The 16,446-nt window shown below is 69.0% G+C and carries 13 protein-coding genes; 10 read left to right on the forward strand and 3 right to left on the reverse strand.

All coding sequences use genetic code 11. From position 1 onward, the window contains the following. The first annotated feature begins 63 nt into the window (after positions 1-63). The 4 genes from ABN273_RS04510 to ABN273_RS04525 all read left to right on the forward strand — a co-directional run bounded on the left by ABN273_RS04510 (position 64) and on the right by ABN273_RS04525 (position 4,250). Positions 64-1,416: a diaminobutyrate--2-oxoglutarate transaminase family protein gene (locus ABN273_RS04510; protein WP_349447342.1), complete on the forward strand. Its 1,353-nt coding sequence runs from the start codon at positions 64-66 to the stop codon at positions 1,414-1,416. Between the two features lie 54 nt (positions 1,417-1,470). Then, entirely contained in the window at positions 1,471-2,364 is an 894-nt protein-coding gene (locus tag ABN273_RS04515) for a DMT family transporter (RefSeq protein WP_349447343.1), read from the forward strand. A 36-nt stretch (positions 2,365-2,400) separates the two neighbouring features. Beyond that, a complete protein-coding gene (gene ectA, locus ABN273_RS04520) occupies positions 2,401-2,973 on the forward strand; it encodes a diaminobutyrate acetyltransferase (protein ID WP_349447344.1) in 573 nt (190 codons plus the stop codon). Between the two features lie 68 nt (positions 2,974-3,041). Next, a complete protein-coding gene (locus ABN273_RS04525; protein WP_349447345.1) occupies positions 3,042-4,250 on the forward strand; it encodes a M20 metallopeptidase family protein in 1,209 nt (402 codons plus the stop codon). Between the two features lie 77 nt (positions 4,251-4,327). Here the strand turns inward: ABN273_RS04525 and ABN273_RS04530 are convergent, their stop codons facing one another. Next, positions 4,328-4,879, reverse strand: coding sequence for an EamA family transporter (locus ABN273_RS04530; RefSeq protein WP_349447346.1), 552 nt, complete (start codon positions 4,877-4,879; stop codon positions 4,328-4,330). Positions 4,880-5,019: 140 nt separating this feature from the next. On the opposite strand from ABN273_RS04530, the gene ABN273_RS04535 reads away from it, so the two are divergent. The 4 genes from ABN273_RS04535 to ABN273_RS04550 are packed head-to-tail and all read left to right on the forward strand — an operon-like array spanning position 5,020 to position 8,153. Next, positions 5,020-5,199, forward strand: coding sequence for a hypothetical protein (locus ABN273_RS04535; protein WP_349447347.1), 180 nt, complete (start codon positions 5,020-5,022; stop codon positions 5,197-5,199). 11 nt (positions 5,200-5,210) lie between these two features. Then, positions 5,211-5,654 (forward strand): signal peptidase I, encoded by a 444-nt coding sequence (lepB, locus tag ABN273_RS04540; protein WP_349447348.1) that lies wholly within the window; start codon positions 5,211-5,213, stop codon positions 5,652-5,654. A 46-nt stretch (positions 5,655-5,700) separates the two neighbouring features. Further along, positions 5,701-6,237 carry a TlpA family protein disulfide reductase gene (locus ABN273_RS04545; protein WP_349447349.1) on the forward strand — a complete coding sequence of 179 codons (537 nt, stop codon included), beginning with the start codon at positions 5,701-5,703 and terminating at the stop codon, positions 6,235-6,237. A 5-nt stretch (positions 6,238-6,242) separates the two neighbouring features. Continuing rightward, positions 6,243-8,153 carry an ABC transporter ATP-binding protein gene (locus tag ABN273_RS04550; RefSeq protein ID WP_349447350.1) on the forward strand — a complete coding sequence of 637 codons (1,911 nt, stop codon included), beginning with the start codon at positions 6,243-6,245 and terminating at the stop codon, positions 8,151-8,153. Between the two features lie 34 nt (positions 8,154-8,187). On the opposite strand, the gene ABN273_RS04555 is transcribed toward ABN273_RS04550, so the two are convergent. Then, positions 8,188-9,009 carry an AfsR/SARP family transcriptional regulator gene (locus ABN273_RS04555; protein WP_349447351.1) on the reverse strand — a complete coding sequence of 274 codons (822 nt, stop codon included), beginning with the start codon at positions 9,007-9,009 and terminating at the stop codon, positions 8,188-8,190. 211 nt (positions 9,010-9,220) lie between these two features. Here ABN273_RS04555 and ABN273_RS04560 point away from each other — a divergent pair, with 211 nt between their 5' ends. Next, the gene (locus ABN273_RS04560; RefSeq protein WP_349447352.1) at positions 9,221-10,783 is read left to right on the forward strand and encodes a cellulase family glycosylhydrolase; all 1,563 of its coding nucleotides are present in this window, start codon (positions 9,221-9,223) and stop codon (positions 10,781-10,783) included. Positions 10,784-10,990: 207 nt separating this feature from the next. Beyond that, positions 10,991-13,876 carry an ATP-binding protein gene (locus tag ABN273_RS04565; RefSeq protein ID WP_349447353.1) on the forward strand — a complete coding sequence of 962 codons (2,886 nt, stop codon included), beginning with the start codon at positions 10,991-10,993 and terminating at the stop codon, positions 13,874-13,876. Here the strand turns inward: ABN273_RS04565 and ABN273_RS04570 are convergent. Then, on the reverse strand, positions 13,873-16,416 hold the full coding sequence (locus tag ABN273_RS04570) for a M4 family metallopeptidase (RefSeq protein WP_349447354.1): 2,544 nt from the start codon (positions 16,414-16,416) through the stop codon (positions 13,873-13,875). The genes ABN273_RS04565 and ABN273_RS04570 overlap by 4 nt on opposite strands. Positions 16,417-16,446 lie beyond the last annotated feature (30 nt).

Below are 16,446 nucleotides of genomic sequence, written 5' to 3' on the forward strand. Positions count from 1 at the left end.
CCTCGTGCGGCCGACAACACTCTCACTTATTGAATGACCAGACGCCAAGGAGCGCTCCGCTATATGAGCGAGCATCGCGCCGCTGATATCGCCACGACATCAGCGATGTACGATTTTGTCCAGGAACGAGAGTCGGCAGCCCGTACCTATGCCAATCGCTTCAAGCTGGTCTTCGAACGAGCCTCGGGGATGCGGCTCTACGACCTGGAGGGCCGTGAATACCTCGATTGTCTCGCTGCAGCCGGTACTCTGGCGTTGGGGCACAACCATCCACGGATCCAGGGAGCGGTCGAGGAGTTCCTCGGGTCTGGCGCGCTTCAGCAGGCCCTTGACCTCACTACTCCGGTGAAATATCACTTCCTGAAGAGGCTCTACCAATGCCTGCCTGCGAGGTTCGCCGAGAACGCCCGAGTGCAGTTCTGTGGCCCCACTGGCGCTGATGCGATTGAGGCAGCGCTGAAGCTGTTCAAAACGGCGACGAAACGTAACTCGATTATAGCGTTCCACGGCGCATATCACGGTATGACGAGCGGCTCATTGGCGCTGACCGGCAATCTTACTGCCAAGAACTTCATGGGTGGTCTCATGCCGGATGTGCACTTCATGCCATACCCGCACCCGTACCGCTGTCCGTTCGGCCTTGGCGTCGAAGGCTACCGCGCTTCGTTGGCATATATGGAGCAGGTATTGAGCGATCCCGAGAGCGGGATCACGTTGCCTGCTGCCGTGGTCGTGGAAGTCGTGCAGGGCGAGGGTGGTGTGATTCCGGCTCCTATTGACTGGCTACGCGGCCTGAGGAGAATCACCGCGGAGGCCGAGGTTCCGCTGATCATCGACGAGATTCAGACGGGCTTCGGCCGAACCGGCGAGATGTTCGCCTTTGAGGCGGCGGATATCGAGCCGGATGCGGTTGTGGTGTCGAAAGCACTTGGTGGTGGATACCCGCTGGCGCTCATGCTTTATCACAAGCGATACGACGCCTGGACGCCCGGTGCGCACGCCGGGACGTTCCGCGGGAACCAGATAGCCATGGTCGCCGGGACAGCGACCATGGACATCCTGCTGGAGGATGAGCTGATCAAGGCGGTACAGGAAAAGGGGGAGTATCTCGCAGTCCGGCTGGCGGAGCTGGCCGACCGCTATCCCCGCGTCGGGGACGTGCGAGGCCGCGGACTCATGTGGGGGCTGGAGATAGTCGATCCGGACGGTCCGTTGGACATGGTCGGAAACCCACCGCCTGATGGCATGGCGGCACGCGCGATACAGCGAGAGTGTCTCGCCAACGGCTTGATACTCGAGACCGGCGGCAGGCATGGGAGCGTGGTCAGGATATTGCCGCCACTCATCATCAATCCACTGGAACTAGACGAAGTCGTAGCGAGGCTGGATCGTGCCCTGTGCGCCATCCACGGTTAAGTCACGAGCGAGATATTTCGGTTCGTCCAGTGCCCGGTCATATCAAGGAACGTCATGCCACCTGTTGACTGGCGGTTGCGATACGTTGCTCTCGCGCTCATCTGGGGTTCTAGCTTCTTGTTCATCGTTATCGGGGTTGAAGTCCTCGCGGCCCTGCATGTGGCTCTGGCGCGTGTCGCGTTGGGAACGATAGCGCTCTCCCTGATTCTGCTTATACGGCGCGAACAAATTCCTCGCGGGTGGATGATATGGGGTCACCTGGCGGTCGTAGGCTTTTTCTATAATGCATTGCCCTTCACCCTTCTGGCGTACGCAGCGGAGCGCATCCCGTCATCGCTGTCCGGCATCTTGAATGCGACGACCCCGATCTTCACGCTCCTCGTTGCATTCCTGGTGTTGAAGGAAGGGAAGAATCGCTGGCAGACCATAGGGATTCTGTGCGGCTTCGCCGGTGTGGTCGTCATCATGGCTGGCGACCTGGGCGGGCTGCCGGGAACTTTGTCTGATGGCTATCAAGTCGGTGTTGCCTTCGTGCTGGGCGCATCTGCATGCTATGGCGCGGCAAGCGTCTATACCCGGCGGTTTCTGACCGATTCTGGATACTCGACTGTTTCCTTGTCCGTCGGCCAGGTGGCGTGCGCGACTGTTCAACTCGGTCTGATAACCCCTTGGTTCACTCAGGCGCCAGGGCATCTGCCGCCCCGTGTCGTCCTCGCGATGCTCGCCCTGGGCGCGCTGGGAACAGGGGTTTCCTACGCTCTCTACTATGGGTTGATCCGGGACGCCGGCGCCACGATGGCGTCGACTGTGACGTACCTGTTTCCGGTGGTGGCACCCGTGCTCGGCGTCTTGCTGTATGGAGAGATTCTCACCTGGAATCAGGTCGCAGGGGGAGCGACGATCATATTCGGAGCGATACTTACGCGTCGTTCGACCAAGATGCTTTGAGGCATAGTCTTCGCATGGAAGATGGACGGAGTCAGGATGAAACACGGGCCATGTATCCTTCCCTTCACTCTGGCGCTAGGCGTCGGCTCTTCGTCTTATCGGTCCGAGGAATCGAATGATCTCGCGTTTGACACGCCATGTCTTGAGGACGGTAAGGAGCTTTGGCGGATCGCGCGTGACTCAAAGGCCTTGGAGTTGAACTCCTCCTACGCCTATGTGCTGTGGTGTCGTGATTTCGCGGCTACGTCAATCGTCGCACGATCAGGCGGCACCCCCTGCGGCTTCGTGGCTGGCTACAGCCGTCCAGACGAGCCCGATACAGTTTTCGTTTGGCAGGTGGCGGTTGACGCCGGGCAGCGTGGCCGTGGCGTGGGCCGTAATATGCTCCACTGCCTCGTGGACAGCAGATATCGATTTCTTGAGGCCACCGTGTGCCCCGATAATGTCGCATCCGCCCGACTCTTCACATCGTTCGCCCGTAGCTGTGCCGCACCGGTGAAGCGCACACCGCTGTTCGGTGAGGAATTGTTTCCAGATGCGCACGCGCCAGAAACGCTTTACCGTATCGGACCGCTCACTGGAAGAGAGGATGGGGATGCGGTCTCGTAAGACTACCGTGCTCCCGATGGCCAATGAATGTAACCAATAGCCATCCATCTTTGGAGTCGTTTCTCCCCATGGATGGTGCGACGTTCCAAGATCAAATCGTACGGCTTCGTCGTGCGTTGCATCGCGAGCCTGAATTAGGTCTTGAGCTGCCGCGCACGCAAGAAAAGGTGCTCGAGGCGCTGGGCGGGCTGCCGTTGGAGATAACGACTGGCAAGTCGCTGTCGTCCGTGACCGCCGTGCTTCATGGCAGAAGTCCGGGGCCAGCTGTGCTCCTCCGAGCTGATATGGATGCATTGCCGCTGGATGAGCTGTCCGGCGTTGCCTACGCCTCACTCCTCCCCGGCCGTATGCACGCCTGCGGTCACGACCTGCATACAGCTATGTTGGTCGGCGCGGCACGGTTGCTGGCCGGCAAGGATTTCGCCGGCAGCGTGATCTTCATGTTCCAGCCAGGCGAAGAGGGTTATGGTGGCGCGAAGCACATGATCGACGAGGGTGTGCTGGAGGCGGCCGGACAGCTGCCTGTCGCCGCCTACGCCCTGCACGTCGCCGCCTCCCAACTGCCATCTGGTTGGTTCATGACCCGGCGGGGGCCCATAATGGCCGCCGTGGACGAGGTGCACGTCACAGTACATGGAGCGGGGGGACACGGTTCCCAACCGCATCTGGCAAGGGACCCGATTCCTCCGACCTGCGAGATGGTGACTGCACTACAAACCTTCGCGGCAAGGGCCTTCGACGCCTTCGATCCCATTGTGCTTTCGGTCGGCAGCCTACACGCGGGGAGCAAGGCCAACACTCTCCCAGCGGAGGCGTACTTCGAATTCACCATCCGTTCCATGTCCCCGACAGCCCAAACCCGCGCAAGAGAGGGCGTGGCGCGTGTGCTGCGCGGCATCGCGAGCGCTCATGGGCTTACTGTCGACGTCGATTTCGACAGCAGCCACCCCGTCCTGGTGAACGATTCGGGCGAGGCTGAGCACGCAGCGGATACGGTGAGCCGTGTCTTCGGTCCGGATCGCTTTGTCTGGGCGCCCAACCCATTAACGGCGTCTGAAGACTTCGCGTACGTTCTCGACCGGGTGCCTGGGTCGCTTGTCTTCCTTGGCGCGTGTCCACCCGATCGCGATCTCCTTACTGCGCCTTTCAATCATGCAGCCGATGTGGCGTTCGATGACGCTGTGCTGACCGATGGAGCTGTGCTCCTCTCCGAGCTCGCGCTTCGGAGACTGGCGGCCTCGCAGAGGCGACCGGACTTTGGAAGGGCTGCCACATAGCTTGCGGTTTGCCCCGACTCGTATCCCGGCACCCTGCCGTCCTGCGGTTTTCCTCACCTCGGAAACGGCCATGCGCCTCATTCCGGCCCTATCCCAGCCGTCCATAGCCTCTGAGGCATGACGGAGGGCTGATGGAAGCCCCGCCGCGAGCTGGGCGTCGAGGGCGGGCTTGGGCTGCTGTCCGGCGTGATTGCCGGGGCCGGGCTGATCTGGGCGCTGCTCGCCGCGCGAGACGGGCGGCTCACCGCGGGCGACATAGCCCCGCTCGCTACCTCGATCGTAACCCCGAGTGCGACGCTGACCAACGGGGTGATGAAGTAGCCGAGCGAGGCATCGACCACGTGGCCGTTCATCGTCGCCCAGATGAACAACGCCCAGTTGGCGGAGGTCAGGACGCCGGCGAGGGCGAGCAGTGCCAGGTCGCGCGGACGGCACACGATCGCCGCCACCTGCCGGCGGCGGCCGAGCGCGAGCACCAGGATCCCGACCGCGACCGGCGACCAGAGCACGCGCAGGGCCAAGATCTCGACCGCGCCCGTGGGCTCGACCATCGGCCAGTAGAGTGCCGACAATCCCCAGAGAAGGTACGCCGCCACGCCGAGGAGGACACCTTGGCGAGAAGCGGACATCCATCAACAGTACTCTCGTTCCTCCCCGGCAAGCGGCCGTGCCGAATGTATCTGTGGCGTACCTCGCTGGTATGTGAATTGTCAGGCCCGTTTCTAACGTCTTCGGTGATCCCAAAAACGCCCGACGAGAGGCGGTTCACATGAAGATCGGAAAGCTGAGCGACTGGCTGCTGGCCAAGGTGCTCCCTGAGCAGTCGGCGCAGGCCGCGTGTCCGTGCTGGTGGGAGGGCACCACGTGCCTGATCCGCAAGTGCTGCACCTGGGGTGCCTCCTGCGGCACCGGCGAGTCGTGCGGTCCCTGGCAGTACACCTGCGGCTGACGGCCACGTAGATGACCATGTTCGCGTGGACGGCCGGTCTCCTCGCCGTCGCCGTGCTCCTGCCGGCCCTTCTGGTCCTGCGGCGCCGGCTCACCGTCGTCGTGGTGTCCGGCCTCAGCATGGAGCCGACCTTCCACGCGGGCGACCGGCTCCTGGTCAGGCGGACCGGGCTGGCCAGGATCTCGGCCGGGGACGTCGTCGTGTTCGAGACGCCCGACTGGCTGGAGACCGGCGAGCCCCTGCCGCCCGAGCGGCGCTGGATGGTCAAGCGAGCGGTGGCGCTTCCCGGCGATCCCGTCCCCGACTCGGTCCGGCCGGTGGTGCCGGATCGCCGGGTGGCGCCGGACCGGCTCGTGGTGCTGGGCGACAACCTCTCGGCCAGCTTCGACTCCCGCCAGTGCGGCCTCATCGACGGGGGCACCCTGCTCGGAGTGGTGCTCCGCCGCCTGTCCTGACTCGGCGACGACCTGATCAACCTGCTTCCTGACCTGGAGTCCAGCCATGCCCTACCTCGTCACCTTTGTCACCTTCCTGTGCGTACTGTGCCTGCTGAACCTGATGCTGACCGTCGGTGTGATCCGGCGGCTGCGCAAGCACTCCGAGGCCCTCGCCTCGCGGTCCGCCGACGGGCGGCAGGCGATACTGACCGAGGGCTCGGTCGCGCCGCCGTACACCACCGTGGCCACCGACGGATCCGCCGTATCCAGTGAGCTGATCACCGAGCCGGTCCTCGTGGGCTTCTTCTCGCCCGGCTGCGACGCCTGCCACGAGGCGATGCCGGGCTTCCTCGACATGGCCGCGAAGTTCCCCCGCGAGCAGGTGCTCGCCGTGGTCGTCGACCAGAAGGGCGGCCTGGCGGGGCCGCAGCGGGAGCAGCTGGAGCCGGTCGCCCGCGTGGTGGTCGAGGACATGGACGGGCCGGTCACGTCGGCGCTGCGGGCGCAGGCGTTCCCGGTGTTCGCGCTGGTGGGCGGCGGCGGCCGGATCCTGGCCAGCGGGCTGCGGCTCGGCCAGGTCGTCGCACTCGCCCGGGCATAGCCGCCGTGACGCAGGCAGCGGAGGTGAACGGAGCCGGGTCGGCGGTGGCGGGAGGGCCGGACGTGCGGATGAAGGCCAGCCCGGCGGCCCTGGCGCGCGCGCTCGGCCTGGCCTGGCGGTCAGGCCCGTGGCACATCCTCGCGTACGCGGTGCTGGCCCTGCTCGAAGCGGCCGTGCCCGTGACCGCCGCCTGGCTGACCAAGTCGGCGCTGGATGTGATCGCCCACCGGCAGAGCGGCGCGTCCGCGCTGGTGGCCGTGGGCGTGGCGCTGGCGGCGGCCGGCGTGGCGGCGATCGCGCTCCCGCACGTCTCCCGCTACGTACGCAAGGAGCTCGAGCGCCGCACCGGCCGCCTGGCTCAGGACCAGCTCTTCGCCGGCGTCGAGCGCTTCACCGGCCTGGCCAGATTCGAGGACCCGGCGTTCCTGGACCGGATGAGCCTCGCCCACACCTCGGGCGGCGCCACCCCGAGCGCGGTGGTCGCCGGGACGCTGGCCATCTGCCGCGGGCTCGTCACGGTGCTGGGCTTCCTCGGGGCCCTGCTGGTCGTCAACCCGCTGCTGGCGGGCGCGGTCCTGGTGGCGGCTCTCCCCGCGCTGGCCGCCGAGCTGCGCCTGTCACGCCAGCGGGCGTCCATGATGTGGCGGATCGGGCCGATGGAACGCCGGCAGCTGTTCTACCGGCAGCTCCTTACCAGCGTCCGCGCCGCGAAGGAGCTGCGCCTGTTCGGCGCGGGCCGGTACTTCCGGTCCAGGATGAACGCCGAACGTGCCGCGGCCGACTCGGAACGCCGCCACCTCGACCGCCGCGAGCTGGTCGTCGAGGGCGGGCTCGGGCTGCTGTCCGGCGTGATCGCCGGGGCCGGGCTGATCTGGGCGCTGCTCGCCGCACGAGACGGGCGGCTCACCGCGGGCGACATAGCCCTGCTCGCCACCTCGATCGTAGGCGTGCAATCGGCGCTCGCCGCGCTGGTCAGCGAGGTCACGATGGCGCACCAGCAACTCCTGAACTTCGACCACTACCTGGCCGTGACCGGCGCGGAGCCCGACCTGCGGCAACCGGCGCGACCGGTGTCCCCGCCGGCGCTGCGGCACGGCATCGAGTTCCGCGACGTATGGTTCCGCTACTCCCCCGAACATCCCTGGTCGCTGCGCGGCGTCAGCTTCACGATCCCGTACGGCTCGGCAGTCGCACTCGTCGGCAGGAACGGCGCGGGCAAGAGCACGATCGTCAAGCTGCTGTGCCGGTTCTACGACCCGGACCGGGGCACGATCCTGTGGGACGGCGTCGATCTGCGCGATCTCGACCCCGAGGAGCTGCGCGGCCGGATCGGCGCGGTGTTCCAGGACTACATGGAGTACGACCTGACCGCCGCCGAGAACATCGCGATCGGCGACGTGGCGGGGAGCGACAACCTGACCGCCTCCGCCGCCCGGATCGAGGCCGCCGCCAGGAAGGCCGGCGTCCACGACGCGGTAAGCGCTCTGCCGCGCGGCTACGACACGCTGCTGACCAGGATGTTCTTCGGACCCGACCCCGATGCCGAGGCCGGGGTGGTGCTGTCGGGCGGGCAGTGGCAGCGGCTCGCGCTGGCCCGGGCGGTGCTGGGCGACGGACACGACCTGCTGATCCTGGACGAGCCGAGCTCGGGGCTCGACGCGGAGGCCGAGGCCGAGATCCACAACCGGCTGCGCGAGCATCGGGCCGGACGTACGAGCCTGCTGATCTCGCATCGGCTGGGGGCCGTGCGGGAGGCCGACGTGCTCGTGGTGCTCGACGACGGGCAGGTGGCCGAGCATGGCTCGCACGAAGAGCTGATGATGCTCGACGGGCTCTACCGGCGGCTGTTCACCCTGCAGGCCCAGGGCTACCAGTCCGCCGAGGCCGGGTCCCCTGGCGGTCATCCGGGACCGTGAGACCGGAGACTCGGCGGCACGGGAGCCGCGGTGGTCATGCGGAGCCTGGGAAGAGACGGACGGGGCGGCGATGGCAGCGGAGTCGGCGGCGGCGCCAGCCCAGCGCGGGGCCGCTCAATCGGGGATCCCGGTTCAGCATGAGGTGGTGCAGTTCGGCCAGCTCGGGCCCGGGTTCGATGCCGAGCTCGCGGTCGAGCGCCTGCCTGGCCTCGGCATACACCCTCAGCGCCCCCGCCACGTCTCCAGTGCGATACAGCGCCACCATGAGATGCCCCCACAGCCGCTCCCTGGTGGGCCGCAGGGCCAGCGTCTCCCGGAGGCCGCCGATGACCTCGCTGTGCCTGCCGAGCGCGAGCCGGGCCCGCGCGCACTCCTCGATCGCCATGTAGCGCTGCTCCTCCAGCGCGTCGAGCTGGGCGGCCACCCCGACGGTCCTGGGCAGGTCCTCGGCCGCGGCTCCCCGCCACAGGTCGAGCGCCGCGGTCAGATATCCCAGAGCCTCCTCGTAACGGTCGCCTGCCATCGCGTCACGGCCCTGCCGTACGCGCTCGTTGAACTCGGTGGCGTCCAGCTCACCGGCCTCGACGGTGAGGAGGTAGCCGGGCGGGTTCGCCCGCAGGCGGCCGTCGAGGTCCTTGCGCAGCAGGTTCGCGTAGCTGCGTACGTTGGCCAGGGCCGACTTGGGCGGGCTGTCCTCCCACAACGCGCTGAACAGGCGGTCGTGGGAGACCGCGCGGTTCGGCTCCAGCAGGAGGCGGGTGAGGAGGAGCCGCTGTTTCGTCGTGCCCAGCGGCGCCATCGCGCCGTCTCGCCAAATCCGTACCGGTCCGAGGATGCCGAACCGAAGACCCATCATTTCCCTCCCGCACACCTTCTTGGGAGCGCTCCCACGAAACGGTACGTTTGTGTCGATCATGTGTCAATGGACGCTCGGTACGGGGCGGCCGCTTGTGAAACTTTCACGCGTTCGCGCAGGTCAGGGCGGATCGGCAGGCGGCGCGTTGACGTGCAGGAAGCGGGCTGGTGAGCATGACGCCGCGTTCTCCCTCTCCGAAAGGGCAACCCCCATGCACTTGTCAAAGGCGATGACGGCCGCCCTCGCCACGCTGGTGGCCGGGGCGTCGGTCGCGGTCGCCGTGACCACCGCCGCCCCGGCAGGGGCCCTCGCCGGCACGGGCACCGGTTACCTGCGTACCAGCGGGAACAAGATCGTCGACAGCACCGGCGCGACGGTGCGCCTGACCGGCATCAACTGGTTCGGCATGGAGACCGACAACAGGACCTTCCACGGCCTGTGGTCGAGCACCCCCTGGAAGGGCCACATCGACAAGATGGCCTCGCTGGGCTACAACACGATCCGGGTGCCCTACTCCAACGACGCGCTCAAGCCCGGCGCCACGGCCACCGGCATCAACGACTACGTCAACCCCGACCTGATCGGCCTGTCGCCGCTGCAGATCCTGGACAAGATCATCGCGTACGCGGGCGGCAAGGGCATGCGGATCATCCTGGACCGCCACCGCCCGACCGCAGCCGGTCAGTCACCGCTCTGGTACGTCGCCGCCACCCCGGAGAGCACCTGGATCAACGACTGGAAGGCGCTGGCCCAGCACTACGCGAACAACCCCACCGTCATCGGCGCCGACCTGCACAACGAGCCGCACGCAGAGGGCACCAACCCCAACGCGACCGGCGCGTGCTGGGGCTGCGGCGACCAGGCGCGCGACTGGCGGCTGGCCGCCGAACGGGCCGGCAACGCGGTCCTGTCGGTCAACCCGAACTGGCTGATCTTCGTGGAGGGCGTGAGCTGCCCGAGCGGCGGCCTGTCCAACGTCTGGGACGGCGATCCCAGCAACGACGAGGACTGCGGCTGGTGGGGCGGCAACCTGTCGAAGGCGGGACAGTATCCGGTACGGCTCAACGTGGCCAACCGCCTGGTCTACTCGCCCCACGACTACGCGACCTCGGTCTACCACCAGAGCTGGTTCGACGCCCCCGACTACCCCGCGAACCTGCCGGGGATCTGGGACAAGTACTGGGGATACCTGTACAAGCAGAACATCGCGCCGATCATGCTGGGCGAGTTCGGCACCACGCTGGCCTCGAACGTGGACAAGATCTGGCTGCAGGAGCTCATGAAATACACGGGGACCGGGGTGAACGGGATGTCGTTCACGTACTGGTCGTGGAACCCGAACTCCGGTGACACCGGCGGCATACTCAACGACGACTGGACCACGGTCAACCAGGCCAAGCAGGACATCCTCCAGCCGTACCTGATCCCGCCGTTCGGCAGCGGGCAGCAGCCTTCCGAGACGCCCACGCCCAATCCGCCGGGGCAGTGCGCCGTGACGTACAAGCAGACGAACTCCTGGCAGGGCGGCTTCCAGGGCGAGGTGACGGTGCAGAACACCGGCACCGGCACGATCAGCGACTGGACCGCCACCTGGACGTTCCCGTCGGGGGTGACGCTGGTCAACGGCTGGAACGCGGTCGTGACCCAGTCGGGCACCACGTGGACCGCCAAGGGTCCTGATCACGCCAAGAACCTCGCCCCCGGCGCGTCGGTGGCCATCGGCTTCACCGCGAACGGCCCCGCGAGCCAGCCCGCCAACCCCGCCTGCTCCTGACCCGGCGTCGCGGGCGGACGCGCTCCCGCCCGCGGCCCCGAACGAGCGCCCGCCCCGCGCTTCCCGACCGAGCACCGCGGGGCGGGCGCTCGCCTTCCTCACAGGAAACCCTCAGGGACGGCGGGCAGGAGGGTTGACCATGGCTCGCACGTAGTGGATAACGGATTCCGACAAAGGGAGTAAACCTGCACTGTTACGGAGACCCCGATGGCAAGCGCGGCTTCTCCCGCACTGGTCGGGCGCGACGCCCAGCTGCGGCTGCTCAACGGCGCCATCACCGGGCCGCCCTCCGTCATCCAGGTGCAGGGCGAGGCGGGCATAGGAAAGACCAGACTCGTCAGGGCAGCCATCGACCCGCTCCGCGAAGCCGGCGGCGAACGGACGGTGCTGCTCGGCCACTGCCACCAGATCCGCGAGCCGCTGCCGTACGGGCCGGTGTTCGACGCGCTGCGGCACGTCGCCGCGGCGCTGCCGCCCCGGGAACAGCTCGGCCCGCTCACCGGGGTTCTGCGCGGCTACCTCCCCGAGCTGGCGGACCGGCTCCCGCCCGCACCGTCGCCGCAGCCGCTCGACGACCCGCGGGCCGAGCGGCACCGGCTGTTCCGCGCGGTCCACGCGCTGCTGGCCGCCGCGGGTCCCGTCGTGCTGGTGGTCGAGGACCTGCACTGGGCCGACGACGGCACGCGTGACCTGCTGCGTTTCCTCACCGACCAGCCGCCGGACGGGCTGGCGCTGGTGGTGACGTTCCGGAGGGAGGAGCTGCCGGTGCCCGGGTTGCCGTTCGGGCACGCGTACCGGCGGGCTCCCGGGGTGCGCGGCGAGGTGATCTCGCTGACGCCGCTCGACGTCGAGGGTGTGCGCAGCCTGGCCGGCGCGCTGCTCGGCCGGTCGGCGCCGACCCCCGAGTTCGCCGCCAAGCTGCATGAACGGACCGCGGGGGTGCCGTTCGTGATCGAGGAGGTGGTGCGCTCGTTGCTCGACGATGAGGGCCGGTTACCCGAGCCGGAGGCGCTCGACCGCATGGCCGTGCCGCTGCTGCTGCGCGAGGCGATGGCCGAGCGGCTCGCCGGGCTGTCGCCGGGCGCGCTGAGCACCGTGCGCGCCGCCGCCGTCCTGCGACTGCCCGCCGACGAGCCCCTGATCGCCGCCGTCTCCGCCCCCGCCCCGTCCGAGACCGGGCTGGGCCAGGCGCTGGAGGCGGGGGTGCTGCTCGAGCAGCCCGACGGCCAGTACGGCTTCCGCCACACCCTCGCCCAGCAGGCCGTCTACGACACGATCCCCGGCCCCGAGCGGCGCCTGATCCACCAGCGGGCCATGGCCGCGCTGGCCGCGCTCGACCCGCCACCCCTCGTCCAGCTCGCCCACCACGCCCGCCGCGCCGGCGACTTCGCGGCCTGGCAGCGCCACGGCAGCGCCGCCGCCGACCGGGCCGCCGCGCTCGGCGACATCCCGCTCGCCGTCGAGGTGCTCGAAGGGCTGCTGGCCGACCCCAAGCTGCCCCGCGACGCCCGCGGCCCGCTGGCGCTCAGGCTCAGCGGGGTCGCCGCAATCGGCCTGTCCCACCGGCGCGTCGTACGCATCCTGCGCCACCTGCTCAAGGACGACTTCCTGTCCCCGCAGGTACGCGGCCAGGCCAGGCTCAACCTGGGCATCCTCCTGTCCAACCAGGCGGGCGCGGTGGCCGCGGGCCGCCAGGAGATCCTGACCGCGCTCCCCGACCTGCACGACAGCCCCAGCCTCGCCGCCCGCGGCCTCGCCCTGCTGGCCATGCCGGCCTGGGGCGGCGAGCCGCTCTCCATGCACCAGGAGTGGATGGTCCAGGCGGAGAAGCTGATCGACGAGGACCACGAACCCGAGCTGGCCGCCGCCGTGCTGGCCAACAAGGTGAGCCTCGCCATGCTCGTCGGCGCGCCCGACGCGTTCGAGCTGGTGGCCGCGCTGCCGGTGGACGACCCCGCCACGGCCGTGCGCCGCCAGGTGGCGCGCGGCTACTCCAACCTGTACGACGCCGCGGTGGCGCTCGGGCACTACGCGGCGGCCGAGCGGTTCGCGGAGCAGAGCAGGCGCATCGCCGAGGAGACCGGCGCGCTCTACCCCGAGTTCCTGGTGGAGATGTCGTCGATCAGGCTCGACCTGCTGACCGGCCGCTGGAAGGGCCTGCGTGAGCGTGCCGTCGCCGCCGTCGAGATGACCTTCGAGGCGCCGCTGCTGGCGGTCGACGCCCGACTGACGCTCGGCATGCTGGCCCTGGCCAGGGGCGAATGGGACGAGGCCGGCGCGCACCTCGAGGCGGCCGGCGTACGGGACCTGGACTCGGGTTTCCTGCCCGTCGCCGCGGCGGCCTCCAGCGGGCTGGTCGAGCTGCACCTGACCCGCGACTCGCTCGAGTCCGCGCTGCGCGAGGCCGACCTCGCGGTGGGCAGGCTGCGGCGCAAGGGCGTGTGGGTGTGGGGCGACCAGCTGGTGCCCGCCGCCGCCGGCGCGCTGGTCAGGGCGGGGAGGCGGGGCGAAGCGGCCGACCTGGTGGGCGAGTTCGCCGCGGGGATCGAAAGCAGGAACGCGCCGTCCGCGCAGGCCGGGCTCGACGCCGCCAGAGGGGCGCTGGCCCGGGACGCCGACGAGGCGGCGCACTATTACGCCAGGGCTCGTGCCGCCTATGAGGCGATGCCGCGGCCGTGCGACGCGGCCAGGGCGGCGGAGTCGGAGTCGGGCGCCCGGCTCGCGCTCGGTGACCGGGAGCGGGCCGCCGACCTCGTCGCCGACGCGGGCGAGCGGTACGCGGTGCTCGGCGCCACCCACGACGCGGCCCGCTGCCGCCACCTGCTGCGCGAGATCGGCCCAGAAATGAACAGGGCGGCCGCGCGGCGCAGGGGCCGCGGGGGCGGGAGCGGGGTGTTGTCGCCGCGCGAGAGCGAGGTGGCCAGGCTGGTCGCGCTCGGGCGGACCAACAGGGAGATCGCCGAGGTGCTGTTCCTGTCCCGCCGCACGGTGGACACGCACGTGGCCAAGGTGCTGCGCAAGCTCGGCGTGCGCACGAGGGCGGACGTCCGGGAGCCCCGGCCGGACGACCGGCCGGGGCTCGTGGAGAGCTAGACGGTGATGCTCCAGGAGTCCAGGTAGCCGGTGTCCTGGAGGTAGACGTCCTCGATCTCGAGGATCCAGGTGCCCGCCGCCTGCTGGCTCACCGGGACGGAGAACGTCCTGGTGCCGTACTGCGTGCAGGTGGTGCCGCCGTACCTGTCGACCGCATACCACGTGCCGTTCGGACCGCGCAGCCAGATGTCGAGGTCCTCGGCGCACGTGTGGCTGATCGTGATGGACAGCTTGACCGGCGAGGTCGCGGTGCCCGTCGCGGTGGAGGTGATCGGACTCTGGATGGTGCTGTAGTCGTTGATCGTGTAGTTCGTGCCGTTGGTGAACGTCCTGCCGCCCGAGGTGCTCTGGACGGTCAGCGCGTACGTCGCCGTGTGCGTCGCCGTCACGCCCGTGCCGGTCACCGTGACGGTGTAGTTGCCGGCCGGTGTGGTGGGCGCGGTCGAGATCGTCAGCGTGGAGGAGGCGCCCGAGGTCACCGAGGCCGGGTTGAACGCGGCCGTGGCGCCCGTCGGGAGGCCGCTGGCCGACAGGTTCACCGTCTGCGCCGTGCCCGCCGTGGTGGTCGTGCCGATCGTCGTCGTCGCCGCCGAGCCCGCCTGCACTGTGCCGGACGCGGGGCTGGCCGAGATCGAGAAGTCACGCGTCGGCGGGTTCGAGCTGACGGTGAGCGCGTACGTCGCGGTGTGCGTCGTCGAGCCGGTTCCGGTGACTGTGATGTTGTACGTGCCCGCCGCCGTCGACGAGCCGACCGAGAGCGTCAGCGTCGAGGAGTTGCCCGAGGTCACCGACGACGGGTTGAAGCTCGCCGTGGTGCCGCTGGGCAGCCCCGACGCGCTCATGCTCACGGTCTGGGCGCTGCCGGAGGTGGTCTGCGTGCTGACCGTGACCGTCGCCTGGCTGCCGGGTGTCGCGCTGCCGGACGTCGGGCTGAGCGAGATCGAGAAGTCGCTGGTCGATGTGCCGCACGCGGGCTCGCCCGACGCCGCCGCCACGCTGACCGCGCTCCACGCCGCCTTGGTGGTGTTGCACTGGGCACTGTTGGCCCCGAACAGCTCGATCGCGGCCGCGACAGAGGCGGCGCGGACGTTCGTGTACCGCCAGGACGAGGTCTTGCGGGACAGCGCGCCCATGAAGATCTTGCCGGCGTTCTGGATGCCGATGCCGGTGACCGACGAGGGGCCGCCGGAGCAGATCGGGCTGGACGGCTTGCCGCCGCCGGGGTTGTTGCCCTCGGCCAGCAGGTAGAACCAGTGGTTCAGCGGGCCGGCCGCCGCGTGCACCTCGGTGCTCGGGATCGAGGACGACCAGCAGTTCGGGTCGCCGAGCGCGCTCGGGTTGTACATGTTGCGGATCGGCCCGTCGCCGACCAGGTCGACCTCCTCGCCGACCAGGTAGTCGGCCGGGTCGTTCGGGTTGGCGGCGTACGCCTCGGTGATCGCGCCGAAGATGTCGCCGGTGCCCTCGTTGATGCCGCCGTTCTCGTTGCCCGATCCGGCGCCGCCCGGCGTGGTCTGGAAGATCGCGTGCCCGAACTCGTGCGCCACGACGTCGATGGGGGTCGCCTGCCGGGTGTTGGCCTGGTTGTGGCCGAAGTTGGTGTAGCTGCCGTTCCAGTAGGCGTTCACGTCGGCGAGCCCGACCCGGATGGGGAAGCCGCGGCCGCTGCCGTTGATGCCGTTGCGGCCCAGCCAGTCGCGCAGCATGTCCCACTCGCGCTGCACGCCGTAGAGCGCGTCCACGCAGGCGGTCTCGAGGTTGGTGCCGGAGCCGTTGCCCCAGGCGTCGTCGGTGCCGGTGTACGCGCTGCCGTTCTGGCCGCCGCACTGGATGCCGGGCCTGGTCGAGTCGGTCATCGAGTACGAGCTGCCGGAGCCGCTGGTCTGGATGGTGACCTGGCCGTAGTAGTAGCCGTTGCCGGTGCCCGCGCGTACCAGGTCGTAGGAGTCGGCGATCTCGCCGGTGCGCGCGTCCACGAACACGTGCTGGATGCTCGGCTTGCCCTCGGCGATGCCGCTGACCATGGCATCCCAGGTCAGCCGCGGCTTCTCGCCCCAGGCCAGCACGACCAGGCGGGGCGCGGCGGTGTCGTCCACGCGGGAAAGCCTGGTCCTGGCGACCTCGGTGGCCCGGTCGGCGCTGATCGTGGCACTGGTCGGCACGTCGCTGGGGGTCGGGCCCGCCGCCGCGACCGTGTCCCTGACGTTCCCCGCCGCGTCGGTGACCACGACGGCGTCGCCGCCGACCATCGGCAGGCCCTTGTACGTGCGCTCGTACGACACGTAGTACATGTCGGCCGCGCCCGGGGTGACCGCCACGCGGCTGTAGGCCTCGTCCGGCCCTCTGGTCAGCTCGTCGAGCTGGCTGGAGATCGCCTTGTCCGCGACCTGCGCGGCGAGCGACGCGGGGTCGCCTGCTCGCGTGGTCTGCTTGCGCGGGGCGGCTCCCGGAGGGGCGGCGTTCGCGGGTGGCGCCTGTAAGGCCAGTGTCGCGGCCGTGGCCATGCCGACGACCGCCGCGAGTAAGGCTTTACGTTTCACGCTGTGCTGCTCCTTTCGACGTTCTCCCTC

This window comes from Nonomuraea sp. B19D2 (genome assembly GCF_040137845.1).
In the GTDB taxonomy this organism is placed as follows: domain Bacteria; phylum Actinomycetota; class Actinomycetes; order Streptosporangiales; family Streptosporangiaceae; genus Nonomuraea.

Coding starts and splice junctions, on each gene's coding strand:
- ABN273_RS04530 (WP_349447346.1), bottom strand. CDS start 4,879: ATGTCCGCTTCTCGCCAAGGTGTCCTCCTCGGCGTGGCGGCGTACCTT.
- lepB (WP_349447348.1), top strand. CDS start 5,211: ATGACCATGTTCGCGTGGACGGCCGGTCTCCTCGCCGTCGCCGTGCTC.
- ABN273_RS04545 (WP_349447349.1), top strand. CDS start 5,701: ATGCCCTACCTCGTCACCTTTGTCACCTTCCTGTGCGTACTGTGCCTG.
- ABN273_RS04510 (WP_349447342.1), top strand. CDS start 64: ATGAGCGAGCATCGCGCCGCTGATATCGCCACGACATCAGCGATGTAC.
- ABN273_RS04535 (WP_349447347.1), top strand. CDS start 5,020: ATGAAGATCGGAAAGCTGAGCGACTGGCTGCTGGCCAAGGTGCTCCCT.
- ABN273_RS04515 (WP_349447343.1), top strand. CDS start 1,471: ATGCCACCTGTTGACTGGCGGTTGCGATACGTTGCTCTCGCGCTCATC.
- ectA (WP_349447344.1), top strand. CDS start 2,401: ATGAAACACGGGCCATGTATCCTTCCCTTCACTCTGGCGCTAGGCGTC.
- ABN273_RS04565 (WP_349447353.1), top strand. CDS start 10,991: ATGGCAAGCGCGGCTTCTCCCGCACTGGTCGGGCGCGACGCCCAGCTG.
- ABN273_RS04560 (WP_349447352.1), top strand. CDS start 9,221: ATGCACTTGTCAAAGGCGATGACGGCCGCCCTCGCCACGCTGGTGGCC.
- ABN273_RS04555 (WP_349447351.1), bottom strand. CDS start 9,009: ATGATGGGTCTTCGGTTCGGCATCCTCGGACCGGTACGGATTTGGCGA.
- ABN273_RS04525 (WP_349447345.1), top strand. CDS start 3,042: ATGGATGGTGCGACGTTCCAAGATCAAATCGTACGGCTTCGTCGTGCG.